Raw genomic sequence first — 25596 nt, 5'->3', positions numbered from 1 at the left:
CCTTCTTCAATCAAGCAATCGGAATGACTCCAGATTCATGCTCAGATCTCCCTTCATTCGCACATTTTTGATCTGTCTCTTCGCCACTTCCGCAGCGGCATCTGAATCTCCGATTCAACCGGGTGATCGGATTGCCATCATCGGGAATACATTCGCCGATCAGCTTCGGATCCATGGCTATCTGGAGACGTTGCTCTTACAGCACACAGGTAAAGACCCGGTGAGCATTCGCAACCTCGGCTGGGGTGGCGATATGGTTTCCGCGCGTGATCGCCCGACCGGATTTCCAACTGAAGAAACAACACTCCGAGAACACAAGACGGATGTGATTATCGCCTGTTTTGGAATGGGCGAGTCTTTTGCAGGCGAAGCGGGTCTCGAAGACTTTAAAACCCAGTTAAAGAACTTAATCGCTTCCTATTCAGGGCAAGTCTATAACGGAAAATCACCGGTTCGAATCATCCTCGTTTCGCCAATTGCCTGCGAAGATCATGGCAGCCTGACACCTGAGTGCGATCAAAGAAACCGGGACCTCAGCGATTATCGATGGGCGATGCAAGAAGTGGCGAAAGAAGCCAATCTTCACTTCGTCGATCTCTTCGAGATGTCCCAATATCTCATGGACGAGTCGGAAGGCCCCAATCTGACGAACAACGGAATTCACCTCAACGCCTACGGATTCTGGGCGATGAGCAACACGTTCTTGAATCAATTGATTGCAGAGGATCGTCCTCAAAACTCACAATCCTGGACGTTGCGAATCGATGCATCGACGCAAGCTCTGGACTCACAGGGTGTCGCCATCACCGACTTGTCGACCGACGACTCCGAGATCTGCTTCCGGGTCCAGGAACTGACTCCTCCCCGATTGCGACCTCCAACGGATCAACCGCTGCCTCCACAACTTGAATTCCTTCGTGATCAACTGATTGTCGAAAATCTTCGCCCCGGAAATTATCAATTGACAATCAATGAAGAACCAGTGGTGCTGGCAACGGCCGAAGCCTGGGCACAAGGAGTCGCCATCGATTCTTCTCCAGCACATCAGGAGATGGATCGTTTCCGTTCACGTGTTAACGACAAGAACCTGCAATTTACTTATAGCTGGAAAGCACTGAATCAGGTTCACATCGTCGGAGAACGTCGCTCCTCGCCAAGTGGTCGGGCACTGCCGCAGGAAGTTCTCGAATTCAACCGTCTTGCCAATGCTCTCGACAACAAGCTACGTGATGGAACCGAGCTCAAAACACGAGATTGGTGTCTTTCACGCATTCCTGACTAAAAGATCATAAACCCAGCAACGCCTCCTCAATCGCTTGTTGTGAATCGACACGATTGTCGAAGTCGAAGACCATAAACTTGATCCAAGTAAGTGCCCACGCAAATGCAACATGCTTTAACGAAGCACCGATAACAAACATGAATCGAACATCACACACGTTGGTCGTACCCGTTCTGCTGCTGCTCGTGGAGTTCGGTCTCGCAGCAGTCGCATTCGCTCAAGATGCCGCTGGTATTAAATCAGCCAATCTGAAGGGTGCGGATATCGATCTGATGAACAATCATGATCCCGCATCGCAACTTGCAACGTTCGATCTGCTCCCTGACTATCAGGTCAATCTCTTCGCGGCCGATCCGATGTTTGCGAACCCGGTGCATATGCACTGGGACTCGCGCGGGCGGTTGTGGGTCGCATGTTCGTGGGCCTATCCGCAACTGAAACCCGGCGAAGTTGCAAACGATAAAATCATCATCCTCGAAGACACCGACGACGACGGGGTCGCAGATAAATCGACAGTCTTCGCTGACGGTCTTTATCTTCCGACGGGAATTGAACTAGCCAACGGCGGTTGCTACGTCGCTCAGTCTCCGGATGTCTTTTTCCTGAAAGACACCGATGAAGATGATGTTGCCGACGTGAAAGAACTTGTGCTGACCGGGTTCGGAATCGAGGACAGCCACCATTCCATCAGTGCGTGGCGTCGTGGTCCCGGTGGATGGATTTACTTTCAGGAAGGAATTTTTCTGCACGCTCAAGTTGAAACACAATACGGAGTGCTTCGAAATTTTAATGGTGGTGTGTATCAGTTTAATCCCCGCACGCTTGAGTTAAGGATGTTCTGCCGGGGAACCGGAGGAAATCCGTGGGGCCATGTTTTCGATCGTTGGGGCCAGTCGTTTATGGTCAATAATCCGCGCATCATGTATCTCTCTCCCGCGACAGGAAACAGTGGCGAAGCGGTTCGGGTCCAACCGCTTATCAGTACTGAGAAACAATGTGGCGGTGATCTCGCGACGGGAACGCATGTGGGCGACGATCTGCGTGGGCAGTTGCTGACGGGTCGCTTTAAAAGCCGGACCGTTGTGCGGTATCAACTCATCGAAGATGGGGCGGGATTTCGCGCGAATGTGCTGGAGCCGTTGATCAGTTCGCGTCATCCGAATTTTCGTCCGGTCGATGTCAAGATCGGCCCAGACGGAGCGATCTATGTTGCCGACTGGTACAACTCGATCATCAACCACGCACAGCACGACTTTCGAGATCCTCGCCGCGATCACGATCACGATCACGGGCGAATCTGGAGAATCACTCACAAAGAAAGACCGCTGGCTTCCAAACCGAAGTTGGTCGGCATCTCGATTGAGGAACTCATTGAAAACCTGAAGAGCGAGGAAGCCTGGACTCGCCATCAAGCGAGGAAAGAATTGAGCGAACGCGACCCAGACGAGGTTCTGGCTGGTTTGGAACTCTGGGTCGAATCGCTGGATCGTGACGATCCCAACTATGACCATCAGATCGTGGAAGCGATGTGGGCTTGCCAAAATGTCGAGCGTGTCAGCGAAGATATTTTGAAGCGTGTCCTCGCAGCGAACGATGGTCACGCAAGGAGTGCGGGTGCAAGAGTGATTCGCTACTGGCACAGTGAGTTGTCCGATCCAGTCGGAATGATCGCTGTGGCAGCGGCCGATCCGTTTCCTCGTACTCGAATGGAAGCGGTTCTATCTGCGGGATTCATTCCGCGCGCCGATGCATTTCTGGCTGCTCTCAATTCGCTCGACCATCCAGGTGATCCGGTCCTTGACCAGGCACTCCCACAAACAATGGCCGCTCTCGAACCCTATTGGCAACCTCTTCTTGATGCTGGCAAGTTGCGGTTTGCGAAGTCCACACATCGCGATTTCGTGGAACGGAATGCAGGGTTGGGTTTCCAACGCCGTCTTCGAGAGTATCTCAACGATGAGTCCCCCTCAGATCCGGACACCGCGTCGATTCAGTCACAACTGCAAAGAGAGGGGAGTGACGACGACTTAATAGCAGTGGTGAACGCTTTAAGTCGCGATGGAGGGTTAAAGTCCGAAACAGCGACGATCGCAATGCTCGAAACGTTGCAGCAAATGTCGACTCGTGATGCTTCGAGATCGCTTCGAAGAGAGTTTCGCGGCTTAAGAAAACTAATCGCTCACGAAAACGAATCCATTGCAATTCGTACAGCGGAGACACTCGGAAGCTGGCGGATCGCCGGTCGAGACGAACTCTCGATGCTGCAGAATGATGACGTTCGCTTTGACGTGAAACTGGCTCTGGCCGTGGCTCTCTCTACCACCAGTAAGAATCGTTATGAAAAGCCACTTCTCGACCTGATAGAAACCGGAGACATCGATACTCGCTACGCGGCTGTCGCCGGGATTGCTCAAGTCGATCTCACTCAAGGTGTTGCCGCAGCGGCGAATTTATTCGAGGAAGATCCACAACACGTGGACGCTGCGAGACTCATTAAATTCCTGTTGCTCCGTCAAAATGGCGGACGACTGTTAAGTGAAGAACTGCAAGATGTCAAAATTCACCCAGAGTTTCTAGCCAGCGTCAGCAGTTTTCATCGAGAGACGGGATTGCTTCCCGGTGAACTCGTCGACCTCTTCTCGACGTTGAAACCCGAAGAATCGCTGACCGCTATGCTGCTCGCAGAGGATATCGATGGACTCGCTTTGGAAGCTGAGAAATCTGGAGATCCAGCGAGAGGGGAGCTTATCTATCGACGTATGAGTACTGCCTGCACACGTTGCCACGCAATCGGTTCCGCCGGTGCGGAGATCGGTCCGAATCTTGTGGGAGTTGGGGCGGCAGCGAAAACGAAGTATCTCGTTCAATCGATCCTTGAGCCCAATGCCGCGATCGCTGAACATTACGAAGCCCGCACGTTTCTCCTCGCGACTGGCAAGGTGCTTACCGGAATCGTCACTTTCCGAAATGAAGATGAAGTCATTATCCGCGACTCTTCCGAATCTGGAAAGGAAATCAGAATTGCGACAAGCGACATCGAAGATGAGGTTCCTTCGACGTCTCTCATGCCAGGGGGGCTTGCAGACCAGTTGCGGGACCGTCAAGAGTTTCTCGACCTCGTGAAGTTTCTATCTGAACTCGGCAAACCGGGTCCATATGCCAATGACGAAAGTCCAGTCATTCGAAAGTGGCAAGTCGTGACCAGTGACGAATCTGATGACGTTCCAAGCAGTGACGCTGAGTGGACAACCGCATACAGCAAAGTTAACGGAGAACTCCCGCTCGACGACTACACAACCGACGGAAAAGTCTTTCTTCGCGGCACTGTGAATGTTCTCGTTCCGGGAAATGCACAACTGAAACTTAACTCATCCAAAGGTCTCGCCCTCTGGATTGACGGATCCGAAGTTAACGACGTTGATGCTCCGATTGAACTCGCCAAAGGACGCTGTTTACTCGTCTTCTCGATTGATCGCGAGAAACGGCAAACCGGCCTCCGAGTCGAATTGCAATCGCTGAACGGAGAAGGAGTCTTCCAACCCGAAGGTGGCTTCTAAAGAGTGGCCTCTCTGACCAGCAGTGAATGGTTTTGGTGCGGATCACTCTTGTGTGTGCGCGAAGTCCATTTCAATGTATGCTTTGAGTCGTTAAGCATCATGAATAAAGATATGCAACGATGATCAACGTCTCGTCCATCCAAAGTGAGTCGCTCGAAATGCTCAATTCTCTTCGATTCCATCTCGCTGTCGCGCTGATGATTCTCTCCACGAATTTTCTTCAACTCGACTGCCGGGCTGAGGAGACCGACACGCGTCCGAACATTGTTTTCCTCTTCGCTGACGACCAGTGCACTTACTCTGTCGGATGCTACGGAAACGAGGATGTTCAGACACCGAATCTCGATCGACTCGCTCAGGATGGCGTCCTGTTCGACAAGCATTACAACACGACTGCGATCTGCATGGCGAGTCGGGCAAACGTCTTTACCGGGATGTATGAATATAAAACCGGTTGTAATTTTACTCATGGAGACATGCACCCCGACGTCTGGGCGAAGTCTTATCCAGTGCTCTTACGTGAGGCGGGTTATCTCACAGCGTTTGCGGGGAAGTTTGGAATCAAGGTTGAAGGCAAGGGACTCTGCGAAGACGACTTCGATTCTTGGGGAGGAGGGCCCGGCCAAACCAACTACCAGACCGCTAAGAATGAGTCGATGCAGAAGTATGCCAAAGAATATCCTCATTCAACATTGTCATACGCTGCCTTCGGACAAGATGTCATCCGTGAAGCTGCGAGTCAGAACCGGCCATTCTGCCTGTCGATCAGCTTCAAAGCTCCGCACAAGCCAGCAACTCCTGATCCCCGATTCGACCACATCTACCAGGGCAAAGAGTTCACGAAACCAGAAAACTTCGGCCGAGAATTTGGCGAGCATCTCTCAGCTCAAAGCAAGCGGGGACGACAGTATCCCCGCTTCACAGATTGGAACTACGACGCCGATTACGATGGCGAGATGGCCAAGTATCATCAGCAGGCGTTCGGAATTGATGTCGCTGTGGGAATGATCCGTGATGAGTTGAAGAAGCAAGGTCTTGTCGAGAACACAGTTGTCATCTTTACGAGCGACAACGGATACATTTGCGGATCACACGGATACGGATCAAAAGTCCTTCCGATGGAGGAATCGTCTCGTGTTCCACTTTTGATCTACCACCCGCAGAGTCCTCTCAACGGAAAACAGGTTCGTTGCGATCGATTGACCGGGAACATTGACTTCGCCCCCACGATCCTCGAACTGGCAGGGATTCCGATTCCGTCAAACATGGACGGGAAGAGTTTGCTCGGGCTTTTAGAGAATCCTGACGAAGGTGGACACGAACAGTTGTCGTTTATCAACGTCTACGGTCCGCTCCCAACTCACAGCCTGAGTTGCCTGACTCAACAGTATAAGTATACGTACTGGTGGTACGGAGACGACGAAATGGAACCGGCCGAAGAATTATTCGACACCCAGAACGATCCGCTGGAATTGAGAAACCTGGCGGCCAGCACTGAAAGTACTGCAACCCTCGAAATGATGCGATCGAAGTATGACCAACAACTCGAACACTGGAAGAATCACGCGGTTGATTACAACGACTACCAACGATTCGGGGAATTGTTCGACAGACACATTTCGATCGACGACAAAGATTCAGAGAGCCCCAAACGTTCCAAGTCGAAATAGTTTACTTGCGATGATTCGTGCAATGAATTTGATTCACTCGCAGCGATGATTCAACATCACGACTTTGGTGTAAGTTGGATCAAAGCTGTGAGAGTGTCTTTGCTAATAATGAATTTCTACTCTTCGTGGTTGCTCAAATAGGTTCTTAGTTGCCTTCGGTTGTCTCAGGTAACTTTTCGGAAGTCGATTCAGGTTTCAGCCGAATCAGAATTTCATTACGACGAAGAGGGCCGGGGACGAAGGGGGCATCGTAGCCGGCACGCTCCGCAGAGTCTTCCGCATCAAGCCCGCGGGACGTCAGCCATTCGCGAAGAATCTTTTCCTGAGCGTCGGCCTTTTTCGTGTTCATGATTCCAGAGAAGCGAATCACGGCGAAACGTCCGCCTTTTCTCGTTGAGATAGAGACGTCCGAATTTTGAGGTTCCGGAGCACCTGCCTCTTTCACATCCTTCGGAATGACGAAGCCCATCTTCCCCTTTGAGTTCTCGTCGCCTTCTTCCATAAATACCGGAGTCGTCATCTCAATTTTCTGATTCCCTTCGTTGTCTCCGCTGATGTAGCGAAACAACTTCATGAAGCTTCCATCCTGGCCGCGCTTTTCAACCTCGGACTGCGTTGAAGCGAGCATCAAATCGGGGTACTCTCGAATCTCGATGTTTCCGTCTGATTCGATGACCTCGTATGGTGCGGATTCATATCCCGCTCGTGCAGAAACACTCCATGCTGAGACGCACAGGATTGCCAAAATACTGACACCGAACAGATAGAACATTGGGATCTTCATTTGGAACTCGCATTCTCAATTGAGTGAAATCGCCGATACACTTGATTCTAGACAGGACTTGCAATGCGACCACAATCGCTGCCGAACGCAGATTGATCAAAAAGAGAATTTGAGATCATTTTCAGAAACCGCACGATGTGGTTTACGTTCTCTTCATTTGACTTGTTTAGACTTCATCCTGTTGTCGATGCGAACTCACCAATAAGCGTGGAATGGAATAAACGGAATGAGCATCCCCAAACCAACACTGATGGTCTTCCTGTTTCTGTTGTTGACGAACCTGCCGTGTGCCGTCGGATCAGACTGGCCCATGTGGCGAGGTGACGCGCAACGCTCAGCGTCCACTTCCGATGGACTCCCCGAGCAATTAACACTGCTTTGGAAACGGGTTTATTCGCAACGCGAACAAGCATGGGACGACCCTCTCAATCTCGACATGATGACCTATGACCGCGTCTTCGAACCGGTCATTCTGGATGGTCGTTTGTTCATGGGATTCAACGACCGCGACAAGTTCGTGGCGTTCGATGCTGATTCTGGAGATGAACTGTGGACATTCTTCACAGACGCTCCGGTACGCGTTCCACCTGCTGCATCAAACGGGAAAGTTTACTTCACTTCGGATGACGGAAACCTGTACTGCGTGTCCGCAGACAAAGGGGAATTGATCTGGAAATTCGGTGGGGCTCCCAGCAACCAGAAGGCGATCGGAAATCAGAGATTTGTATCGGTCTGGCCAGCACGCGGCGGCCCTGTGATTCGAGACAACACAGTTTACTTCGCTGCCAGTATCTGGCCGATGATGGGAACATTCATCTATTCACTGGATGCCGAAAGCGGAGCAGTCCAATGGCTCAATGACAGCACCGGTGCCCAGTACATCAAGCAACCACACAGCGCTCCATCTTTCGCCGGAGTCGCTCCACAAGGTGCTCTCGTTGCAACTGAGAATCACCTCATTGTCCCTGGTGGACGATCAGTCCCAGCCGTTTTTGATCGCGATTCAGGAACCCTCAAGCACTTCGAGATCAATTCCGGAGGAAAGGGAACCGGCGGAACATTCATCGCTGCCGATGAGTCGCGGTTCTACTTGCACACCCGTTTAAAAGGGACACGTGCATTCGATATCGAAAGTGGCGTCAAAACGGCATTCATGCCTAACGAGCCGGTTCTGGCCGACGGAATCGTCTACTCAGTGATGGTCAACGAAGAGACGCCAGTCATTCGGGCGTTCGGCGAGGGTGACAAACTTCTCTGGGAAATCGAGTCCGATGGTCGCGGAGACATGATCCTCGCGGGCGATCGACTCTACGCCGCCGGGGAAAACGAGATCTCCGTCATTCAACTTCCAACTCCTCAAAGTGACGCCAAGGTAATCGCGGCGATTCCAGTTGATGGTCGAATCGAACGCCTTCTTGCAGGCGATGACAAACTGGTCGCTGTTACTCTCGACGGGTCAATTCTTGCATTTGGCGAAACTGCCGAAGACGCGCCGAGAACGATCACCGAAGAGAAACAGCCGCTCCAGCTTGATGATGATTCTCAAGCCACTGTGGCGAAACTTGTTTCCGATTGTGACACCAGTGGGTATGCACTCTTTTTCGGAGCGACAGACGAATCACTTGTCATGACGATGGCGGAACAGCCATTCACACAACTCGCAGTGATCGACTCCGATTCCGAGCGGGTCGAACGACTCCGATCACAATTGGATGCTGCGGGATTGTATGGACGGACGACAGCACATGTCGGAAACGCACAGACATTCCTCGCGCCAAGCTATATCGCTCATCTGATTGTTGTCGGAGCGCAACAAGCAGCAAATGCTTCGGGCTCCGAGATCGAGACCATTTACGAATCCGTCCGCCCCTACGGTGGCACACTCAGATTGCTCGCCGAAGACAATCATGCTGAACTCGCTGCACGGGTTCAGTCTCTGAATCTTGAACAAGCTCAAGTGACGATTGATGACGATTTCGTGACGGTTCAACGTATTGGCGCTCTGCCTGGATCGGCAGACTGGACTCATCAACACGGAGATGTGGCGAATACAATTAAATCTGATGATCGCCGCGTTAAACTTCCATTGGGTGTCTTGTGGTTCGGCGGCAGCAGCAACATGGACGTGTTGCCTCGACATGGACACGGCCCACCGGAGCAAGTTGTTGGTGGTCGCTTGTTTATTCAGGGAATGAACAGCCTGAGTGCCCGAGATGTCTATACCGGACGAGTTCTGTGGAAGAGGGAATTCGAAGACCTGGGAACCTACGACGTTTATTACGATGAAACGTACGAAGACACTCCCCTCGATCCCAAATACAATCAGGTCCATATCCCGGGTGCGAACGGTCGCAGCACGAATTACGTCGTCACTGACGATCGTATCTATATCGTCGAAGGGAGCCGTTGCCACGTTCTCGACCCCTCCAGCGGAGAGACGATTCAAAAACTCGAACTCCCGATGAATGACTCCGGCGAACGTCCGCAATGGGGTTACATTGGGGTCTACGAAGATCTGCTGCTCGCAGGATACGGTTTCGCTTCTTATCGTGATCGTTTGAACCTGAAGTTCAGCTCCGACGAGGAACTTCGTCGCAACCGGGCTGGGTTCGGATCCAAGAGCCTCGATCGAGCGGCCAGTATGAGTCTGATCGCATTCGACCGACACACTGGGGAACTTCTTTGGAAGAACGATGCGGTCCACAGTTTCTGGCACAACGGAATTGTCGCGGGTGGGGGAAGAATCTATTGCCTCGATCGAACCCCTGAACTGATTGCGGCGGCTCTTCGTCGTCGTGGTGTTTCCAACGCCGACACTTATCGCATCGCCTCATTTGACGCAAAAACTGGCAAACTCAACTGGGAAATCACTGATGGGGTCTTCGGAACCTGGCTGGGATACTCAGAAGAGCATGACCTGCTACTCCAAGCGGGTGCCTCTGCGAGCGACCGACTCTATGCCGAAGTTGGGCAGGGGATGGCCGTCTATCAAGCAGACAGCGGAGATGTTCAATGGAAGAACGATTCCATTTCCTATGCGGGGCCATGCATTCTTCACAATGACTGGATCTTCACGAATGCGAATTCATATCGAGAATCTGCCGGGGCATTTCATCTTGTCGATGGTCACCCCAAGCTCGTTGCGAACCCGTTGACCGGAGAACTCCAACCATGGAAATTGACGCGGGCCTATGGCTGCAACACGGTCATTGCCAGTGAAAACCTTCTCACGTTTCGGTCAGGAGCAGCAGGCTTCTACGACCTTCTCAGCGAGAGCGGAACGGGGAACTTCGGAGGATTCAAGTCCGGCTGTACTTCCAATCTTGTGGTTGCCAACGGTGTGCTGAACGCTCCTGACTACACGCGAACTTGCAGTTGTGCCTATCAAAATCAGACCTCACTGGCACTTGTTCACATGCCTGACCTTGAGTTCTGGACGATCAATCCTGCTGTCGGAATTCAGGAGACCACTGGTCGATTGAAAGACGGCGGAATCAATTTCGGCGCACCCGGAGACAGGTCGGACGAGAACGGAGTCGTATGGCTTGAACATCCTCCTGTTGCTGGTCCATCGGCTCCCATCAATATTCAACTCAACGACGATGCAAAGATTTTCAGCCATCACTCGACTTCAGTTGGTGCGGCCGAACCGGCATGGGTACTGGCATCGGGAATTGAGAACGTGACAGATTTGACCATCGACTTAAACCTGAAACAGCGTGTCGACCTGAAATCGGGAATTCCCGTCGGCCATGCAAATGACGATGTCGAAGAAGCTGAGTCAGGCGACGTGAGTTCAGGCAGCAGCGATCTCGAAATTGTGGAAGATGGCGGAAACCAGACGGTTGGCCTACGCTTTACTGACATCCCACTGGCTCGAGGAACTACGATCCGCTCGGCCTATCTTCAATTCACGTGTGATGAGGCTTCGGATGTTCCCACATCGGTTGTGATCACAGCCGAAGCGACCGGGAATGCGAAAGAATTCGAAAGCAATTCGCACAACGTTTCTTCCCGAGCCCAAACGGCCGCCAAAGTTGATTGGAAACCAGAACCCTGGACACGACCGGGGGCTGCAACCGAAGCGGAACGAACTCCGGATCTCTCGGCGCTGATCCAGGAGATCGTCAACCGCGAAGACTGGAAGCCGGGCAATTCAATCGCTCTGATGATTTCCGGAACGGGAAAACGTGTTGCCGTCTCCTCAAGTGGACGGGGCCAGAAAGGGGCCGCCCGCTTGTTGATCGATGCCGAGGAAGCAGACGACTCCCAAGGAGAAGGCGCAGTTCAAAGACAATATGAACTCTCGCTTTACTTCGGTCTTCCGAGAAACGCGGATTCGAATCGCCGTCGGTTCGACGTCGCGATTGGTGATGAGGTTGTGCTTCACGACATCGCTCTTCAGCGGAACGGAAACGCCGATCAAGAGGCGCAAATCCACCACATCAAAACATGGGCTCCGTCAGACCGATTAAAGCTTCGTTTTCTTCCGAAGGAAGGACAACCGGTCCTGAGCGGAATCGAAATTCACGAAGTGGTCGAGTCTGAGGAATAAGACTCACCGTGCCACCATACTCGGGCTTAGCAAGTTCACCGAGTTCAGCCCCGACGGAAATGTCGGGAACGTTATTCGTCGCCGATGGTGTGAATCGCACCATCGGCGATTTTTAGAACCTGAGTTGCCAGATTCGATGCTTCCGAGACATGGTGCGTCACGTGAAGAGCAGTCACCCCGGTTTCTTTCCAGACGGTCTTTAACAGGTCGCACATCTGGGAATGAGTTTCCTCATCGAGGGCACTGAGTGGTTCGTCGAGGCAAAGAATTTTGGGGCGAAATGAGATCGCACGCCCGATCGCCACTCTTTGTTTTTCGCCGCCGCTGAGTTTGTCGGGAAACCGATCGAGCAGATAAGTGATCCCCAGCATCTCGGCCAGCTCATTGACTCGGCCATTAACAACCTGCTTGTGACATCGTCTGACTTGAAGCGCGAACGCGAGATGACTGCGGACGCTCATGCTTGAAAACAATGCGGCATCTTGCGGAACGTAGCCGATTCCGCGAACAGCTGGGTTCATCTTTGTAACGTCTTTGTCGACGAGCGTAATTTGTCCTCGAGCGATCTTTCGGAAACCAAGAATCGCTTCCAGGATCGTCGTCTTCCCTGATCCTGTCTTTCCCATCAGAACCGAATAGGCTCCACTCGGAACCAGAAAACTGATGTCGTCGAGCCGAAACTTACCCTGTTGAATCGATACGTTCTGGAGCGAAATCAAAACGCGGCTCCTTTCAAAGTTCCGACTGCCCGAAAACTCTGGTCAAGACCAGCACGATCACAGCTGCGAACACCATAATCAGCGAAACAGCCACGGCCCCCTGAAGATTTCCAACGTTCATTTCGAGGAAGACCGTCGTTGAGAGGACTTCTGTTTTCATTCGAGTCGCACCGGCGAAAATCAATAAGGGGCCAAACTCACCCAGCGATCTTGCCCACGCCAGAGTAAAGGCTGTGAGAATTCCTCGACGCGCTTCCGGTAAAACGACGCCACCGAACGCCTGAGCCTTTGAGCATCCCAGAGAAATTGCGACTTGTTCACATCGAGGATTGATGTGATCGAACGTCGATTTCATCGTCCGAACAGAGAACGCGCATGCCACGGAAAACTGGGCGACGATGACAGCCGGAACCTGATACACAACCTCGCGGGCAAAGTATGCAAACGGCGGAAACTGAAACAGGATCAGAAGGCTTAACCCGACGACAAGTGGAGGAAGGACGATCGGGATATCCAATATCGCATCGACCAAACCATGCCCAGGAAATCGATAGCGAGACATGAGGTATCCCATCGGGACAGCGACAAGCAGGCTCAATAGTGCTGAGAATGTACAAGACGTCATGCTCAGCCAAATCGAATACTGGACCTTCGGGTCGCTTAAGGATTCGACGATCGGATTGCTGCGCTCCGTGACAACAGTTGACGATTCGGAAGAATAGAATTCCTGGTCAGCGCCGGTCTCCCGGACCATGTATGCAAAATCCGCAGACAACATTGCCAGGATCAGAACGACGTACGATGCGCCCAGAATCGAAAGCGTCAGAAAGAACATTGAGTTTGAGAAGGAAATCACCGGCTGAGAGATCGTCAGCTGTTTCTCCTCTTTGTCGCTCCGCGTTTTCATCAATCCTGGCTCTCAGCAACCGGAACTCGCAAAGCCGTCGTATTGAGAAGGAAATTGAAACCGGCTGCTTCGAATGCTTGCTGTGACTGATGAATTTGAGTCATCAATCTCCGAGCAAGTTGCTTGTGATGGCTTGATCGCGAGATGCTGAAGGGTTGAATGGCGTGCCGATGGGGAGAGGTGAGCCGAATGACGTCGACATCCTCGGAGTTTTGCATCACATCGGTCAGATAGGCGATGGTCGCATCCACATGCCCCGTGACGACATCCGGAACAAGCATGGCTGAAGACGGTTTCTCAACAACAACATCAGTCGCAGACTGCTGCTTCGACATCAATGCTTCGTAAAGTCCTTCTTTCTCGAGCAAGCGCCGGGTGAGGGCTCCGATCGTGCACTGAGTCCCGTCTCCGATCGAGACCCTGACTCCCGGTCGGATAAGATCATTCAGCGTCTTGACCTTCTCGCTTCCTTTGGGAACAGCGATGACGATTTCGGTATTTGTGACGTCGACATCATCCTGAAACCAACTGGCAACGTTGTCGAGATAGTATCGATCGCATGCCATATAGATGTCGGGAAATCCCAAATCCGTCGATTGTTGATCAATGTTCTTCATTCGTCCCGTCAGGATGCCACATCCATCGTACACCGTGTTGATCGTCACTCCCTCTCGCTTCTGAAAAGCTTCAAGAACAGGTTCGATTCCGCGTCGATTGACTGCACCACAGAAGAAGTTCAGTTCCGGATGAGGCTCCCAGACATCACCGTCAACAGGCTCCATACCGTAGCTCGCAAATGTTTTCAGTCCGCGATCCCGCGCGGAGAGGTAACGTGCGAATTTGAGTGCTTCGACGGGCTGTTCTGAGGAGTTGAGGACACAGACGGAAACCAACTTCGGGTCAGTTGCCAACTCGTCAAAGTGAATGGCTTCCAACTCTTCTCGAAGATTGGGCATCATGACGGTCGAGTCCCAAACAATTCCGGCATCGACAGCACCAATCATGATGTCATTGGCGACTTCATTCACGGTCGGTTTGAAAACACCATGCTCGGTGACGTGTTTTTCGAAGGCGTTCCAGAAGTTCGATTTCCCATAAGAAATGTTCTCAAGTGCCTTCTGTGTTGCTTTGCCGATTGCTGCCTGATCCGGACTTCCGACAGAAAGTGAAACACCTTCAGCGAGAAGATCTTCGAGCGACTGAAATGTTTTGCCTGAGTCTTTTCGAACCGCGATCACTGGCCTTAGATAAGCAATCGGAATTTGTTCCTGGGCGAGCCCGAGTTCTCGTGCTTTTTCCGTGTAAGAGTCATCAGCTGCCAGATAGAGATCAGACGTGTCAAACTGGTTGACCTGAATCTGATTCAAGAGTGAGTTCGAGCCTCCATAACGCAAATCGACATGAACTCCGTACTCGCGTTCATAGTCGGCTGCAATCTGTTCCACCGCGACGCGCATCCCGGCAGCGGTCTGCATCACGATGGTGTGAGTGGGGCTTTGATCAGACGAATTGTTTGAGTGCGTCGGCTGGCTTCCTCGTCGCATCACAACGAACAGCACGCCACAGAAAATCACAATGCCGAAGAGCAGTTGCCAATGCAGGCTTCCACGGCGAGAAGACCGGGCTCCCGGAATCAATCTCGTGAACTCGCTCTTCGGTTGATCAGTTTGATTCAGCATGACCAGTCTCTTCCATCAAGATCCGACCGTTCGACATCTTCAACGTTCGGTCCGCGAATTCACTGTTTCTAAGATCGTGAGTGACCAGCAAGACGGTCCCACCTCTTTGTGCAAAGTCGGCGAGCGATTTCATCACGATCTCGGCATTGACTTCGTCTAAATTTCCGGTTGGCTCATCAGCGAGAAGGAGGCTTGGATTGGTCACCATGGCTCGTGCTAACGCGCAACGCTGTCGCTCTCCGGAACTGAGTTGGCTGGCCAGATGGTTGCTGCGATCGCTCAGCCCGAACTGTTCCATCAGGCGAATGGCATCGTCTTTCGAAACGTGCGGATTCGTCAGAGCAGGAGCCTGAATGTTTTCGAGAACGCTGAGATAGGGAACGAGATGGAACTGCTGAAAAACGAATCCAATCTTATCGGCTCGAAATCGGGCACGATCATCATTCGACAAGTTGTAGGGTTCCTTTCCTGCGATGCGGAGCGTTCCGCTGTCCGGTCGCAGCAGTGTTCCAATCGTCAACAGGAGGGTCGTTTTCCCCGAACCACTTGCACCACGAATGACAACAAACTCTCCCGCATGAAGTTTCAGGGAAACGTCATCGAGTGCTTTGATCTCCTGCTGACCGGTGTACAGCTTCGAGAGTCGACTCACGTCGACCAGAGCCGTTTCCGTCGCTTCCGGAGTCTGTTCTGTATCTTCGTTGGTTTGCATCGAAGTGCTCATGTCGTCTCCTTCTGCAAAATGACTGCCGCATCGAGTCGAAGCGCGACAAGGGCCGCGATCCAACTCGCAAGACCCGCCAGAAGAATTGCTGTCGCAGGCCCGCTGAGGAGCACCATTCCCAGATCATCTGCAAACGTCTTCACAAATGTTCCGGGAGTTTGTCCGAGATCGCTCAGCAACCATCCAATGAAGAGTCCAGCAGCCGATCCCAGTAAACCACCTGTCAGTCCCAACAGAAAAGCCTTGCCGAGGAAGACTCCCAGAATTTGTTTGCTTGTCGCTCCCAAAGCACGCAGGATTCCGATTTCACTCTGTCGCTGAAATGTGTTCATCAGGGCGAGCAAGGCAACGAGCGAAGCTGCCGCGAGATAACTTGTCGGCACGACGACAGCAGTCAGGCTCTCGTGCTGGGCTTCTGTGGTCGCTCGGGCTTCCTTCAATTGGGTCAACAATGTTTCGGCCGATTGCTCTTCTCGCTCGAGAGCGAGTTCTGCCATTTCCTTGGCCTGAGTTCTTGCTTCCGCTCGAGTCACTGCCTGGGAGTACCGTTCGATCACCTGCGTTGCTGGCAGAATCCCCGCAATCTCTTCGCGAATCACAGCGAGTCGATCGCCCGCGCACTCACATTCGAGTGCGAGAATCGCGTGAATCAAGTTTTCCATTCCGAGGAGTTTCTGTGCGGTTTCAAGATCGATCCACACGGTGACGTCGTCTGCTGAGCCTCTTTGCGGATGCACTTGTGAGATGGTGAATTCCTCACCCATCAGTTTCACGACATCTCCCACCTTGAGATTGAGTTGAGAGTGAATACTGTGCCCCACGACCATTTGTCCCGGTGCCACAGCATCGAGCAAAGGTTTCTTCATCGCGCGATGCATGATCGGAACTTCGCCTCGCGTGCCATGCAGGACGACCTCAATATCTTTCTCGGGCCACACGATCCGCTTGGTCACCGCGGGGAGTAGATGGTTCACCGTCACGATCGACGACTCTGCAAGCTGTTCGACATATGACTCCGGCATGACTGCCGACAACGTCCCGTTCAGGTGCAGCTCGTCCAGGTCCTGCGACTCAGGCAGAATCAAAAGGTTGAATCCCAGCTTGAGCATTTGTTTGCGAGTTGCGTCCTCCAACGCCTTTCCTGCTTTCTCGACATCCTGGCGACGCTGAGCGATGGACGATTCGAAGCTGGCTTGCTGTTCATCGAGAAGTTGACGAGTCAGGATTTGATCTGATTGAAGGATCACTTCCGCAGCGACGAATGTGGCTGTCGCGACTGCAATCGCCAGCATGCCGAGTACGAATCCACCGCGCCGAAATTTCAACTCACGCCAAATTAAGTGAAAGATATTCATGGAACCATCGTTGCTGAGGACACTGCCTGTCGTCGGCCTGACACTCTCTGTTTCAATCTGTGTTGCCCTTTGAAAAATTCAACGAGCGCCCACTCCCGCTGTCATGACCGGAACATGACTCCCAGCGAAGCGATGCAGACGACTCCAGCAATCATGCCCAACAACGCCCAGACACCGAATGTCGTGCCAGTGACTCGGTTCTCTTTCTGAACAGCTGCTCTCTCGTTCTCAGAAGTCGATTCGACATCGATGATCTCGACAGTTTGAGCTTCAGATTGAGGAGCCGAAGAAACGTCGGTAGAGACTGGGTCGGGCTCCATCTTTGAAACCATCTCATCGTTAGCAGCCAACGCATCGCCTTGAAATCCAGCAACTCCGGTCAGTTCAATTTCGACTTCCTCGGGTTCTGTCACCTGAATTGCCTCACTCCAGTTCCGGGAGAGAAGTAAGTCCACCCCGGGGTTATCAGCTTTGACTGTGCATTGGCATTCGCCGACGAGAAACCGTGAAGCTTCTTCAATGGTCAGAGGTTGAATTCCGGCACCAATCAGGGTGTAGAGGACTCGCCCGCGACCAAAAATAGGGAAGGCCATCGGTTCAGTGAGGTAGGTCAGTTCTCGCAAATCGGGTTCGCTGGCCAATAGAAGATTCACCAGAACCTGCTCTTGAGGATCGTCGCGGGAAAGCCTGAGGAGTTGGAAATCAATCCGGATATCCTCTGGCCGGGCTTTCAATTCCTCGAGATCGTCGCTGTCGATCTCCGGAAGCTTTAGCTCATTCTGATGATGAGCCAATTCTTTCTTCAAGACTTCGAAGCTGGCGTCGTCTTTCTCCGGGATTCCGCACTCGAGAAACACCCAAACTGCCGAGGCGCCTCCCACAAGCTGATCGGTAATCTGATCCCGAACCGCCGACGACACGAGAGTCTCAGCTTCCAAGTCTGCAATGGAACCAGTCGAGACAAGTTGAGGCGGATAGGTTCCCCCTCCGGGATTGATCAACATAAAGGCGGGGTATTCGGTGATCTCCGGATTATCGAGAAGCCATTTGTCCTGAGGAGGGATCTCGCCGTGAACATCCAACGTTGAAACGTGAATGTTTGCATGCTCTTTCTCGAAAACCTCTTTCCACTTCCCAATCTGCTCAGTGAGTTGGGGGGAAATTTCGTTCTCGTAAATGACGACGAGGCGATAGGCATCCGGTTCCCACTGCTCCAGTGCATATCTGAAAACTGGAACGGAGCAAGCGTCAACCTGATTCAAGGAGGTAAGTAAGAAGACGAACGAAGCCAACAGACAACGGCTTATGATACTCATTCTCGCAGACCTTTCCTCGCAAACTTTCATCGGCGGTCATTCGCCGAACCGTTGCTTCGGCAGTGTCGACAATCGGTCTCAATTTGCAAGCGGCAGATCACGACCAACCAACAGATTGAGTCCTCACATCGAGAAATGTGAAGCCAGCGAAATTTCTTTGCAAATAAACGGCAAAACAAGACGACGAAACGAAAGGCTTGCCGTCGCTGACAAGTTGCATCGACGATCTTTGACGTGTCGACATTGTGACCGGGCATCCACGGAATCAATTCGATGGGAGAATTGATCCAGAACACCGCATCGTTTTTTCGTCGATTGGGAGGTCAAGGCGATCACGGAGATGGATTGCCGGGATTGATCGCCGGTTCACTCTCTTGAGGACTTAGCTCAGCAGTTCCGGGAAATTGCCAGTGGCTCCAGCGAAGCTCTCGGTCTCCATTCCCAATTGCTGCAGCATGGTGACAAACACTCTGGTCAGCCGCTGATCGTCGTGAGTGATTTCTTTCTGGTACGGCTCGATGCCACCTTTCCAGGCTCCGCTCATCGGATTCGCTCCTGCGTAGTTCAGGTAGCGTCCGTGTTTGAACCCCATGTTCTTTCCACCTGCCAACACAAGTGGATAGTTTCGTGAGAGATGGAATGCACTCGACGCCGACCCAAAGAGCAGGAGCGAATTGTCCAGCATTGTCCCTGTCCCTGCAGGCTCGGGGGTTTCTTTCAACCGAGTTGCGAACCGAACAAATTCCTCATTGAGGAACCGGCAATATTTCCCGAGGTTCTCCCACCCTCCAGGAAACTTCGTGTCATGCGTCAACTTGTGAGCGAGGTTGAAACCGACCGCTCGAGCAAGTCGGTCACTCACGCCAGCTCCGTTCTCGCGCCCGATCTGATAAGTGGCAACCCGCGTCGAATCAGTCTTGAACGCGAGATAGATCATGTCAAACATCGATTGCAGATAGAGCCGAGGAGACTCCGGAGAGATATCATCTTCGAAAAGAGCCTGATCAACGACCGGAAACGGCTTGTGAACCCACTCCTTGGCTTTCTGGACGCGGACTTCTGCTTCGCGAACGGAATTCAAGTATTCGTCGAAGCGTTCTTTGTCTTCGGCGGGAAGCGTTCCGCGCAGATCTTTCGCATCGGCGAGCATCTCATCCAAAGCACTCTGACTCATTGCCAGTCGACGGGCTGCATCGGCATCCTTTTTGACGAACAACATGTCGAAGATTCGCTTCGGGCTTTGCTCTGCCGGAATTGGCCGTCCCATCCGATTGAACGAGAGAGTTTGAGCTGCGCACGGCGTGCCGATTCCTCCGTCGGTCGACATCACAAGCGAAGCAAACCGCGTCTGATCTCCAATTTGTTCGGCGTAAACCTGATCGAGAGAGATTGAATTCTTGTACGTGACATCCCGACGAATTTTTGCAGCTGTCAAGAATTGGTCGGCATTGCGATGACCGTGAACTCTTCTGGCATGCGGATGCGAAAACCCCGACAGGATTGTCACGTCTTGAATCACTGGTTCAAAAACGTCGGTGCACTTCGTGAATTTGAATTCCGTTCCCCCACCATGCGGAAACCACGACCAGTCCTCGTAAGCTGGGTCTTCCCGAAGTGGCATTGGAACTCCATCGGGAAAATAAATGCAGGCAAGTCGCTTGGGGTTGCTCTCTCCATCGGGAGTCGCTGCTGAGAGTGGAAGACTGGAACTCAACAGCGGAAGTGCCAGTGCAGTCCCTGCTCCCCGGAGGAATCGTCGACGATCGAGCCGATGGAAGTTGTTAGCCATGAAATTTCACTCCAGTCGGGATTTAGGAAAGTCTCAAATGTACTGACCAGCTACTTTCGTCGTGTGCGACACGTGTTCCTCGTCACCGTGATTGGAAGAGATCACTCGTCACAAGACAGATCACCAGTGTTCGAATTCCGCCGCCAGCTTCTCTCACCCTACGGGTGATGTCGGTCACTTCCGCACGATCCCCGAAATCAAGCTGTCGTCCCAGCGCAAAGGATGCCATTTTTTCGACAGTTGCCCGAACAAATTGTTCCTCACGGTCCTGCGCCAGGTGCTTCTTGAGTCCGGCTATTCCGTTGAGACTGATATTGTTGGGTAAAACGCTTGTCGCATCAATGCTTTTCCCGTCGACCTGCTCTCGCCAGCGTCCCAGTGCATCGTAATTCTCGAAGGCAATTCCCCAGGGATCAATTTTCTGATGACACGAAAGACACGCAGCATGGTCGCGATGGTCTTCGATGCGTTCCTTCAAACTGAGCTTCGCGATTTCAGGGTCAGACAAATCGATCTCAGGAACGGCAGGCGGAGGAGGCGGGGGCGGATCGTTGAGCAGATTCGTCAACAGCCAAACGCCTCGCTTCACTGGATGTGAATCTTCACCATCGGAATTCATCGTCAATAGCCCGGCTTGAGTTAACAGTCCTCCCCGGTTGAACTCATCCGGTAATGCAACCCGCCGGAAATCATTCCCCTGAACTCCGGGAATCCCGTAGTGGCTGGCGAGCCGTTCGTTCACGACGAGATAGTCTGAGTCAACGAAATCCAAAATTCTCGAATCGTTCCGAATCATGTCCGCAAAGAGGGCGATGGGCTCTTCTTTCATCGATTCAAGTAACTCTTCATCGAGACCATTTTCACCTCTCGATGGGCTCAAGTATTCAAGCGGTCTCATCTTCAGCCACTGTTGCACGAAGTGTTGAGCGAACCGCGATCCTTTCGGATCGTCGAGCATTCGGTTGACCTGTTGCCGCAAGACTTCCGGATCAGTGAGCTGCCCCGTGGAAGCCAACTTCAGCAACGTTTCATCGGGAACACTACACCAGAGGAAGAGAGACAATCGTGCCGCGAGTTCAGCCTGTGGGAGCCGGGCAACTTCTTGATCGGCTCGTGATTCATATTCACCTGACGACACGTAAAGAAATTTCGGCGACGCCAGGATCGTGGCAAGCACGTCAATGATTGCTTCCTGAAAGTCGAGGCTGCCCGCGCGGATGTGTTGGAACAACTCCACCTTTCGATCGATTTCAGCGGGAGTCACTTGCCGCCAGGCGCGTGACATGAAAGTTGTGATGATTTCCCGAGCATAGGCAGTCTCGTCGTGCGCGAGATCGCTTTCAATGAAGAGATTCTGGTGTGTTCGAGGTGGCCATTCGTCATAAACCGGTGCTGCAACTTCAACGTAGTCGATCAGAATCGCAGGACTCTCCGAATCATCTCTTGATCGTCCAACGGTACTGTTGACGAAGCGGATATACTCAGATGGATTGGGCTGCTGACCCAGTTTCATGCTTCCCCGATATGTATTCCGGTATTCAATTTCACTTAACGGAATATCCCACTCATAGATCTCGGGGCTGCCATAGGGCGCGAGAATCTGGACGTCTCGCTGGCTGACGCGTTTGATCGATCGCCCCTGATCCGTCGCCTGAAAACCGAAGTAGAGCTGCAAACTTGGAACACGTTGCGTCACGCCCTCTGCTCTCGATGCGCGAATGCGAACTCGCATTGTCCCGACATCGGGAAGCCTGTCTCCGAGATCAACGGTAAGAGCCTCACGACTTCCCGGATGCACAACTGCAAAAGAAGATCTCGTCGCCGGCATCGATGGAACTTCGTCGCTGGCCTCGAAGGCATACTTCGCTTGGCGATAGTTCCACTCGAACTTCGCCCTCATTCCAGTCGCTAAATCTGAGTAGTGGGAACGATCATTCGATGCCTGAAATTGCCGATTGAGCCGCTCAAGCTGGGACGATTGTTCCTTCGGATCGTCCTCAAATTTCTTTCTGGTCGATTCGACGGTGTCGTCGTGCCATTTCTTTTCTCGTTGAAAAGCCTCCTCCATCGATATTCCCCAGTAAACGACGGGGGGACGTTCACCTCGAACAGTCACTCGCTGCAGCGCTTTCAAAGTGAGTTGGTAATACGTCTCGACCTGTTTGGCCGAAATCAGCAGGGACTCCGCGTTATTCTCAAAGCCATCATCTTCACTCGCTTCTTCAGGAAGATCGTCTGCGAACGTCCAGGGAACACCCAGCAAGTCCTGCAGCGCATAGTTGTATTCGTAGCGGGTCAGTCGACGGAACGATGATCGACTCCCACTGGACTTTCTTAGTTTCTCAGCCTTTTGAATCTCGGCAGAAAGCCAGTCGACGATGAAGATTCGGTCAGCATCTGTCAGTTCGCTTGACTCAGGCGGCGGCATCTCACCTTTGCTGAGAACAGAGTACACCTCTAACCACCAGGTGATGTCATTTCCCCCAGCGAAATCGGGATCAAGCTGATCCGCTCGAAAATTGCCCTCAGAGTGCTCTTCACTATGACAGTCGAAACACGCCCATTTGAGAAGGGGTTCGATTTTTGTCTTATACTTCTGGAGATCGGGGCGCTCAGGAACATTGACTTCAGTGTCGTTAGATTCATCTTCAACGACAGAACCGAGTTCGGTTCCTTGATCCCTGGGATCCTCAGCAATCAGGGCAGTTGAGTTCAGAGCAAAGATGCACACACCCACAAAGAGAGCCACCTGCCAACGCTTGATGTAGCCGTGAGGTTTGGCATTCACTCTGCAGTTCATAGATAGCGGCCGAGTGAGTTGATTTTGAATCATGGCAGTGGAGGTAGGAAAAAGGGGGGAAGCTTCACCTCTGAGTATACTGCGGCGCCGGATTCCCTCCTAGCGAAACCATAAATTGTTTCTGATTTCTGATCCTTCCACCAACGTCGTAACAAGACAAACTTTGCGACCGCACTTGCCCTCTCCGGCAACGTCGCTGGGGCCGCCCGGATTCTCGGTGAGATCGAAGGGGAGGACAACGAGCAAGTTCGTGCACTCCGCCAAGCGATCGAAACCTGGCAGAAAAGCCTCACATTGTGGGAATGGATCCAATGGAAAACCGGGATCGCCATCGACCGTGCCGTGCAACTGGAGTTTCCGCCGGGAACATTGATTTAATGACGAAGGGATCGAATGATTGTCCGCGACGCCTCCAATCACTAGAAGATGGAGCAACTCACGAAACACGTATGAGTCGTTCGTTTCCATTAACGTATTAACATCCGTTTGATTGCTACTCCATGTTCATGGTTGACCGATTAATCCTCGTTTGTGGAGTGTTGTTACTCCTTGGGATTGCATCGAACAAGTTGTCGTCACGCTGGGGAATTCCCGGGCTGGTCCTCTTTCTCCTGTTGGGAATGCTTGCCGGTTCCGAAGGCATCGGTGGGATTGAATTCGAGAATTACGAATTAGCGCATGGAATCGGAACTGTTGCGCTGGTCATGATTCTCTTCGACGGCGGATTGAGCACGCGATTTTCCGCAATCCGCGTGGCCTGGAAGTCGTCGATTGTCCTGGCGACTGTGGGTGTGTTCATCACCGCTGCGATCACCGGTCTGGCAACGTCATGGATTTTGGAAATCACTCTTATGGAAGGGTTGCTGCTCGGGGCAATCGTGAGTTCGACCGACGCAGCAGCCGTTTTTTCCATTCTCAGATCAGGAGGTGTCAGCCTTCGTAAACATCTGGTGTCCATCCTGGAACTCGAGAGTGGATCGAATGATCCGATGGCGATTTTCCTGACCGTCGGATGTATCGAAGTTCTCGCTCACAAGATGCCCATCGGGATCGAACTCTTCGGCTTGTTCGCCTCCCAAATGCTCATCGGAACCGCCTTCGGGTTGGGAATGGGACGATTGGCGATCTTGATCATCAATCGGATCGAACTCGATACCGCGGGTCTCTATCCAATTCTCGTCAGCACATTTTGCTTGCTCACTTTCGGCGTAACAACTCAATGCGGCGGAAGCGGCTTTCTGGCTGTTTATCTCACCGGGTTGATCCTGGGAAACAATCGTCTGGTCTTCCAAAGAGGAATTCGTTTATTCCATGACGCCAGTGCGTGGCTTTCGCAGATTGTGATGTTCGTGATGCTGGGGATTCTGAGCTTCCCCAGCCGGTTGCTCGAAGTCGGTTGGAAGGGTCTGCTGATCGGATGCGTTCTCATGCTGATTGCTCGACCTGTTGCGATTATGCTGTCGCTGGCTCCGTTTCGCTTCCCATGGAGAGAACAGCTATTCATCTCGTGGGTTGGTCTGAAAGGTGCTGTTCCGATCGTATTGGCAACGTTTCCGTTGATGTTGGGAACGCCCAGAGCGTCTCTATTCTTCGACATCGTTTTCTTTATCGTCGTCCTCTCAGCAGTCCTTCAGGGAAGCACGTTGCGACTTGCAGCCCAGTGGCTCGGTCTCACAACCACACCCGATCCCGTTCCGCCAGTGACGCTCGAAATCAGTTCTCTTCGAAACGTCGAAGGGGACATCGTTGACTATCTGGTGAGTGAAGACTCGCGAGCTGCCGGTCACATGGTGAAGGATCTTGCTCTTCCCGAAGGTGTTGTCATCGCGACTCTCGTTCGAAACGAACAATTGATTCCCCCACAGGGAAAGACAGTCCTTCTTCCCAGCGACCATGCAATTGTTGTGCTTCGTCCGGAACGACGCGCCATCGTGAACTACATTTTCGCGTCACACGATGCCGTCGTCGAAATCCCGAAGGCTTTCGAATTCCCAATGCGGCCGACAACAACACTTCGCGAGCTGACTGAGTTCTACGGGGTCGCTCTCGACGAGCCACTCGACATCACGCTGGAAGAGGCCTTAAAGAAAGCACTCGGAATCGAACACGTGCTCCCTGGAAACGTCGTTCAACTTGGCCCGCTCTCCTTCCGAATCCGTAGTATCGACCGAACTGGTGGCATCGAGGCTGTCGGAATGACGATCCAAACGGAAGAGCAAAGCAATTCTTAAACACGAGCAGAGCAGGGTACTGCTCTCGACGGATTTGCCTTCACACTCGCTTCTCTCTTAATAACTCAACTCTTAGAGGCTATCCGGAAACTGAGGTTTTGTGAAAGTCTGGTTTTGTTCACACTTTGCGGTTCATCAACGCAAAGGAGTGCACGGTGTCCGAGGCGATTCGAAAAGCGTACCCAAGTGACCTGACTGACCTTCAGTGGGAGATGATCGAAATGATTC

14 protein-coding genes are annotated in these 25596 nt (G+C 52.4%); 5 read left to right on the top strand and 9 right to left on the bottom strand.

The window, feature by feature from the left end; translation table 11 throughout:
- The first annotated feature begins 37 nt into the window (after positions 1-37).
- The 3 genes from KOR42_RS20700 (at position 38) to KOR42_RS20690 (ending at position 6509) form a co-directional block, all read left to right on the top strand.
- Positions 38-1282: an SGNH/GDSL hydrolase family protein gene (locus tag KOR42_RS20700; protein WP_146511742.1), complete on the top strand. Its 1245-nt coding sequence runs from the start codon at positions 38-40 to the stop codon at positions 1280-1282.
- Positions 1283-1419: 137 nt separating this feature from the next.
- On the top strand, positions 1420-4839 hold the full coding sequence (locus KOR42_RS20695; RefSeq protein ID WP_146511741.1) for a PVC-type heme-binding CxxCH protein: 3420 nt from the start codon (positions 1420-1422) through the stop codon (positions 4837-4839).
- Positions 4840-5036: 197 nt separating this feature from the next.
- The gene (locus tag KOR42_RS20690) at positions 5037-6509 is read left to right on the top strand and encodes a sulfatase family protein (RefSeq protein WP_390620907.1); all 1473 of its coding nucleotides are present in this window, start codon (positions 5037-5039) and stop codon (positions 6507-6509) included.
- Positions 6510-6654: 145 nt separating this feature from the next.
- Here the strand turns inward: KOR42_RS20690 and KOR42_RS20685 are convergent, their stop codons facing one another.
- On the bottom strand, positions 6655-7281 hold the full coding sequence (locus KOR42_RS20685) for an SOUL family heme-binding protein (RefSeq protein ID WP_231741043.1): 627 nt from the start codon (positions 7279-7281) through the stop codon (positions 6655-6657).
- Between the two features lie 238 nt (positions 7282-7519).
- Between KOR42_RS20685 and KOR42_RS20680 the strand changes: the two genes are divergently transcribed.
- Complete coding sequence (locus KOR42_RS20680) at positions 7520-11848, top strand: outer membrane protein assembly factor BamB family protein (RefSeq protein WP_146511739.1); 4329 nt, start codon at positions 7520-7522, stop codon at positions 11846-11848.
- Positions 11849-11919: 71 nt separating this feature from the next.
- Here KOR42_RS20680 and KOR42_RS20675 read toward each other — a convergent pair whose 3' ends face one another.
- The 8 genes from KOR42_RS20675 to KOR42_RS20640 all read right to left on the bottom strand — a co-directional run bounded on the left by KOR42_RS20675 (position 11920) and on the right by KOR42_RS20640 (position 23125).
- On the bottom strand, positions 11920-12567 hold the full coding sequence (locus tag KOR42_RS20675; protein WP_146511738.1) for an ATP-binding cassette domain-containing protein: 648 nt from the start codon (positions 12565-12567) through the stop codon (positions 11920-11922).
- Positions 12568-12580: 13 nt separating this feature from the next.
- Positions 12581-13474 carry an ABC transporter permease gene (locus KOR42_RS20670; RefSeq protein WP_231741042.1) on the bottom strand — a complete coding sequence of 298 codons (894 nt, stop codon included), beginning with the start codon at positions 13472-13474 and terminating at the stop codon, positions 12581-12583.
- Positions 13474-15153, bottom strand: a complete 1680-nt coding sequence (modA, locus tag KOR42_RS20665) for a molybdate ABC transporter substrate-binding protein (protein ID WP_146511737.1) — start codon at positions 15151-15153, stop codon at positions 13474-13476. The genes KOR42_RS20670 and modA overlap by 1 nt, the downstream gene beginning before the upstream one ends.
- Positions 15137-15877, bottom strand: a complete 741-nt coding sequence (locus tag KOR42_RS20660) for an ABC transporter ATP-binding protein (protein ID WP_231741041.1) — start codon at positions 15875-15877, stop codon at positions 15137-15139. The genes modA and KOR42_RS20660 overlap by 17 nt, the downstream gene beginning before the upstream one ends.
- A complete protein-coding gene (locus KOR42_RS20655) occupies positions 15874-17232 on the bottom strand; it encodes an ABC transporter permease (protein WP_146511736.1) in 1359 nt (452 codons plus the stop codon). The genes KOR42_RS20660 and KOR42_RS20655 overlap by 4 nt, the downstream gene beginning before the upstream one ends.
- 101 nt (positions 17233-17333) lie before the next feature.
- Entirely contained in the window at positions 17334-18548 is a 1215-nt protein-coding gene (locus tag KOR42_RS20650; RefSeq protein WP_146511735.1) for a hypothetical protein, read from the bottom strand.
- Positions 18549-18930: 382 nt separating this feature from the next.
- Entirely contained in the window at positions 18931-20337 is a 1407-nt protein-coding gene (locus tag KOR42_RS20645) for a DUF1552 domain-containing protein (RefSeq protein WP_146511734.1), read from the bottom strand.
- Between the two features lie 82 nt (positions 20338-20419).
- Positions 20420-23125, bottom strand: coding sequence for a DUF1592 domain-containing protein (locus KOR42_RS20640; protein WP_197441401.1), 2706 nt, complete (start codon positions 23123-23125; stop codon positions 20420-20422).
- Between the two features lie 518 nt (positions 23126-23643).
- On the opposite strand from KOR42_RS20640, the gene KOR42_RS20635 reads away from it, so the two are divergent.
- A complete protein-coding gene (locus tag KOR42_RS20635) occupies positions 23644-25368 on the top strand; it encodes a potassium/proton antiporter (RefSeq protein WP_231741040.1) in 1725 nt (574 codons plus the stop codon).
- Positions 25369-25596 lie beyond the last annotated feature (228 nt).

Origin of the sequence: Thalassoglobus neptunius, assembly GCF_007859735.1 — a bacterium.
In the GTDB taxonomy this organism is placed as follows: Bacteria; Planctomycetota; Planctomycetia; order Planctomycetales; family Planctomycetaceae; genus Thalassoglobus; species Thalassoglobus neptunius.
The sequence above is the reverse complement of the archived record's forward strand: the minus strand, read 5'-3'. Positions and strand labels throughout refer to the sequence as shown.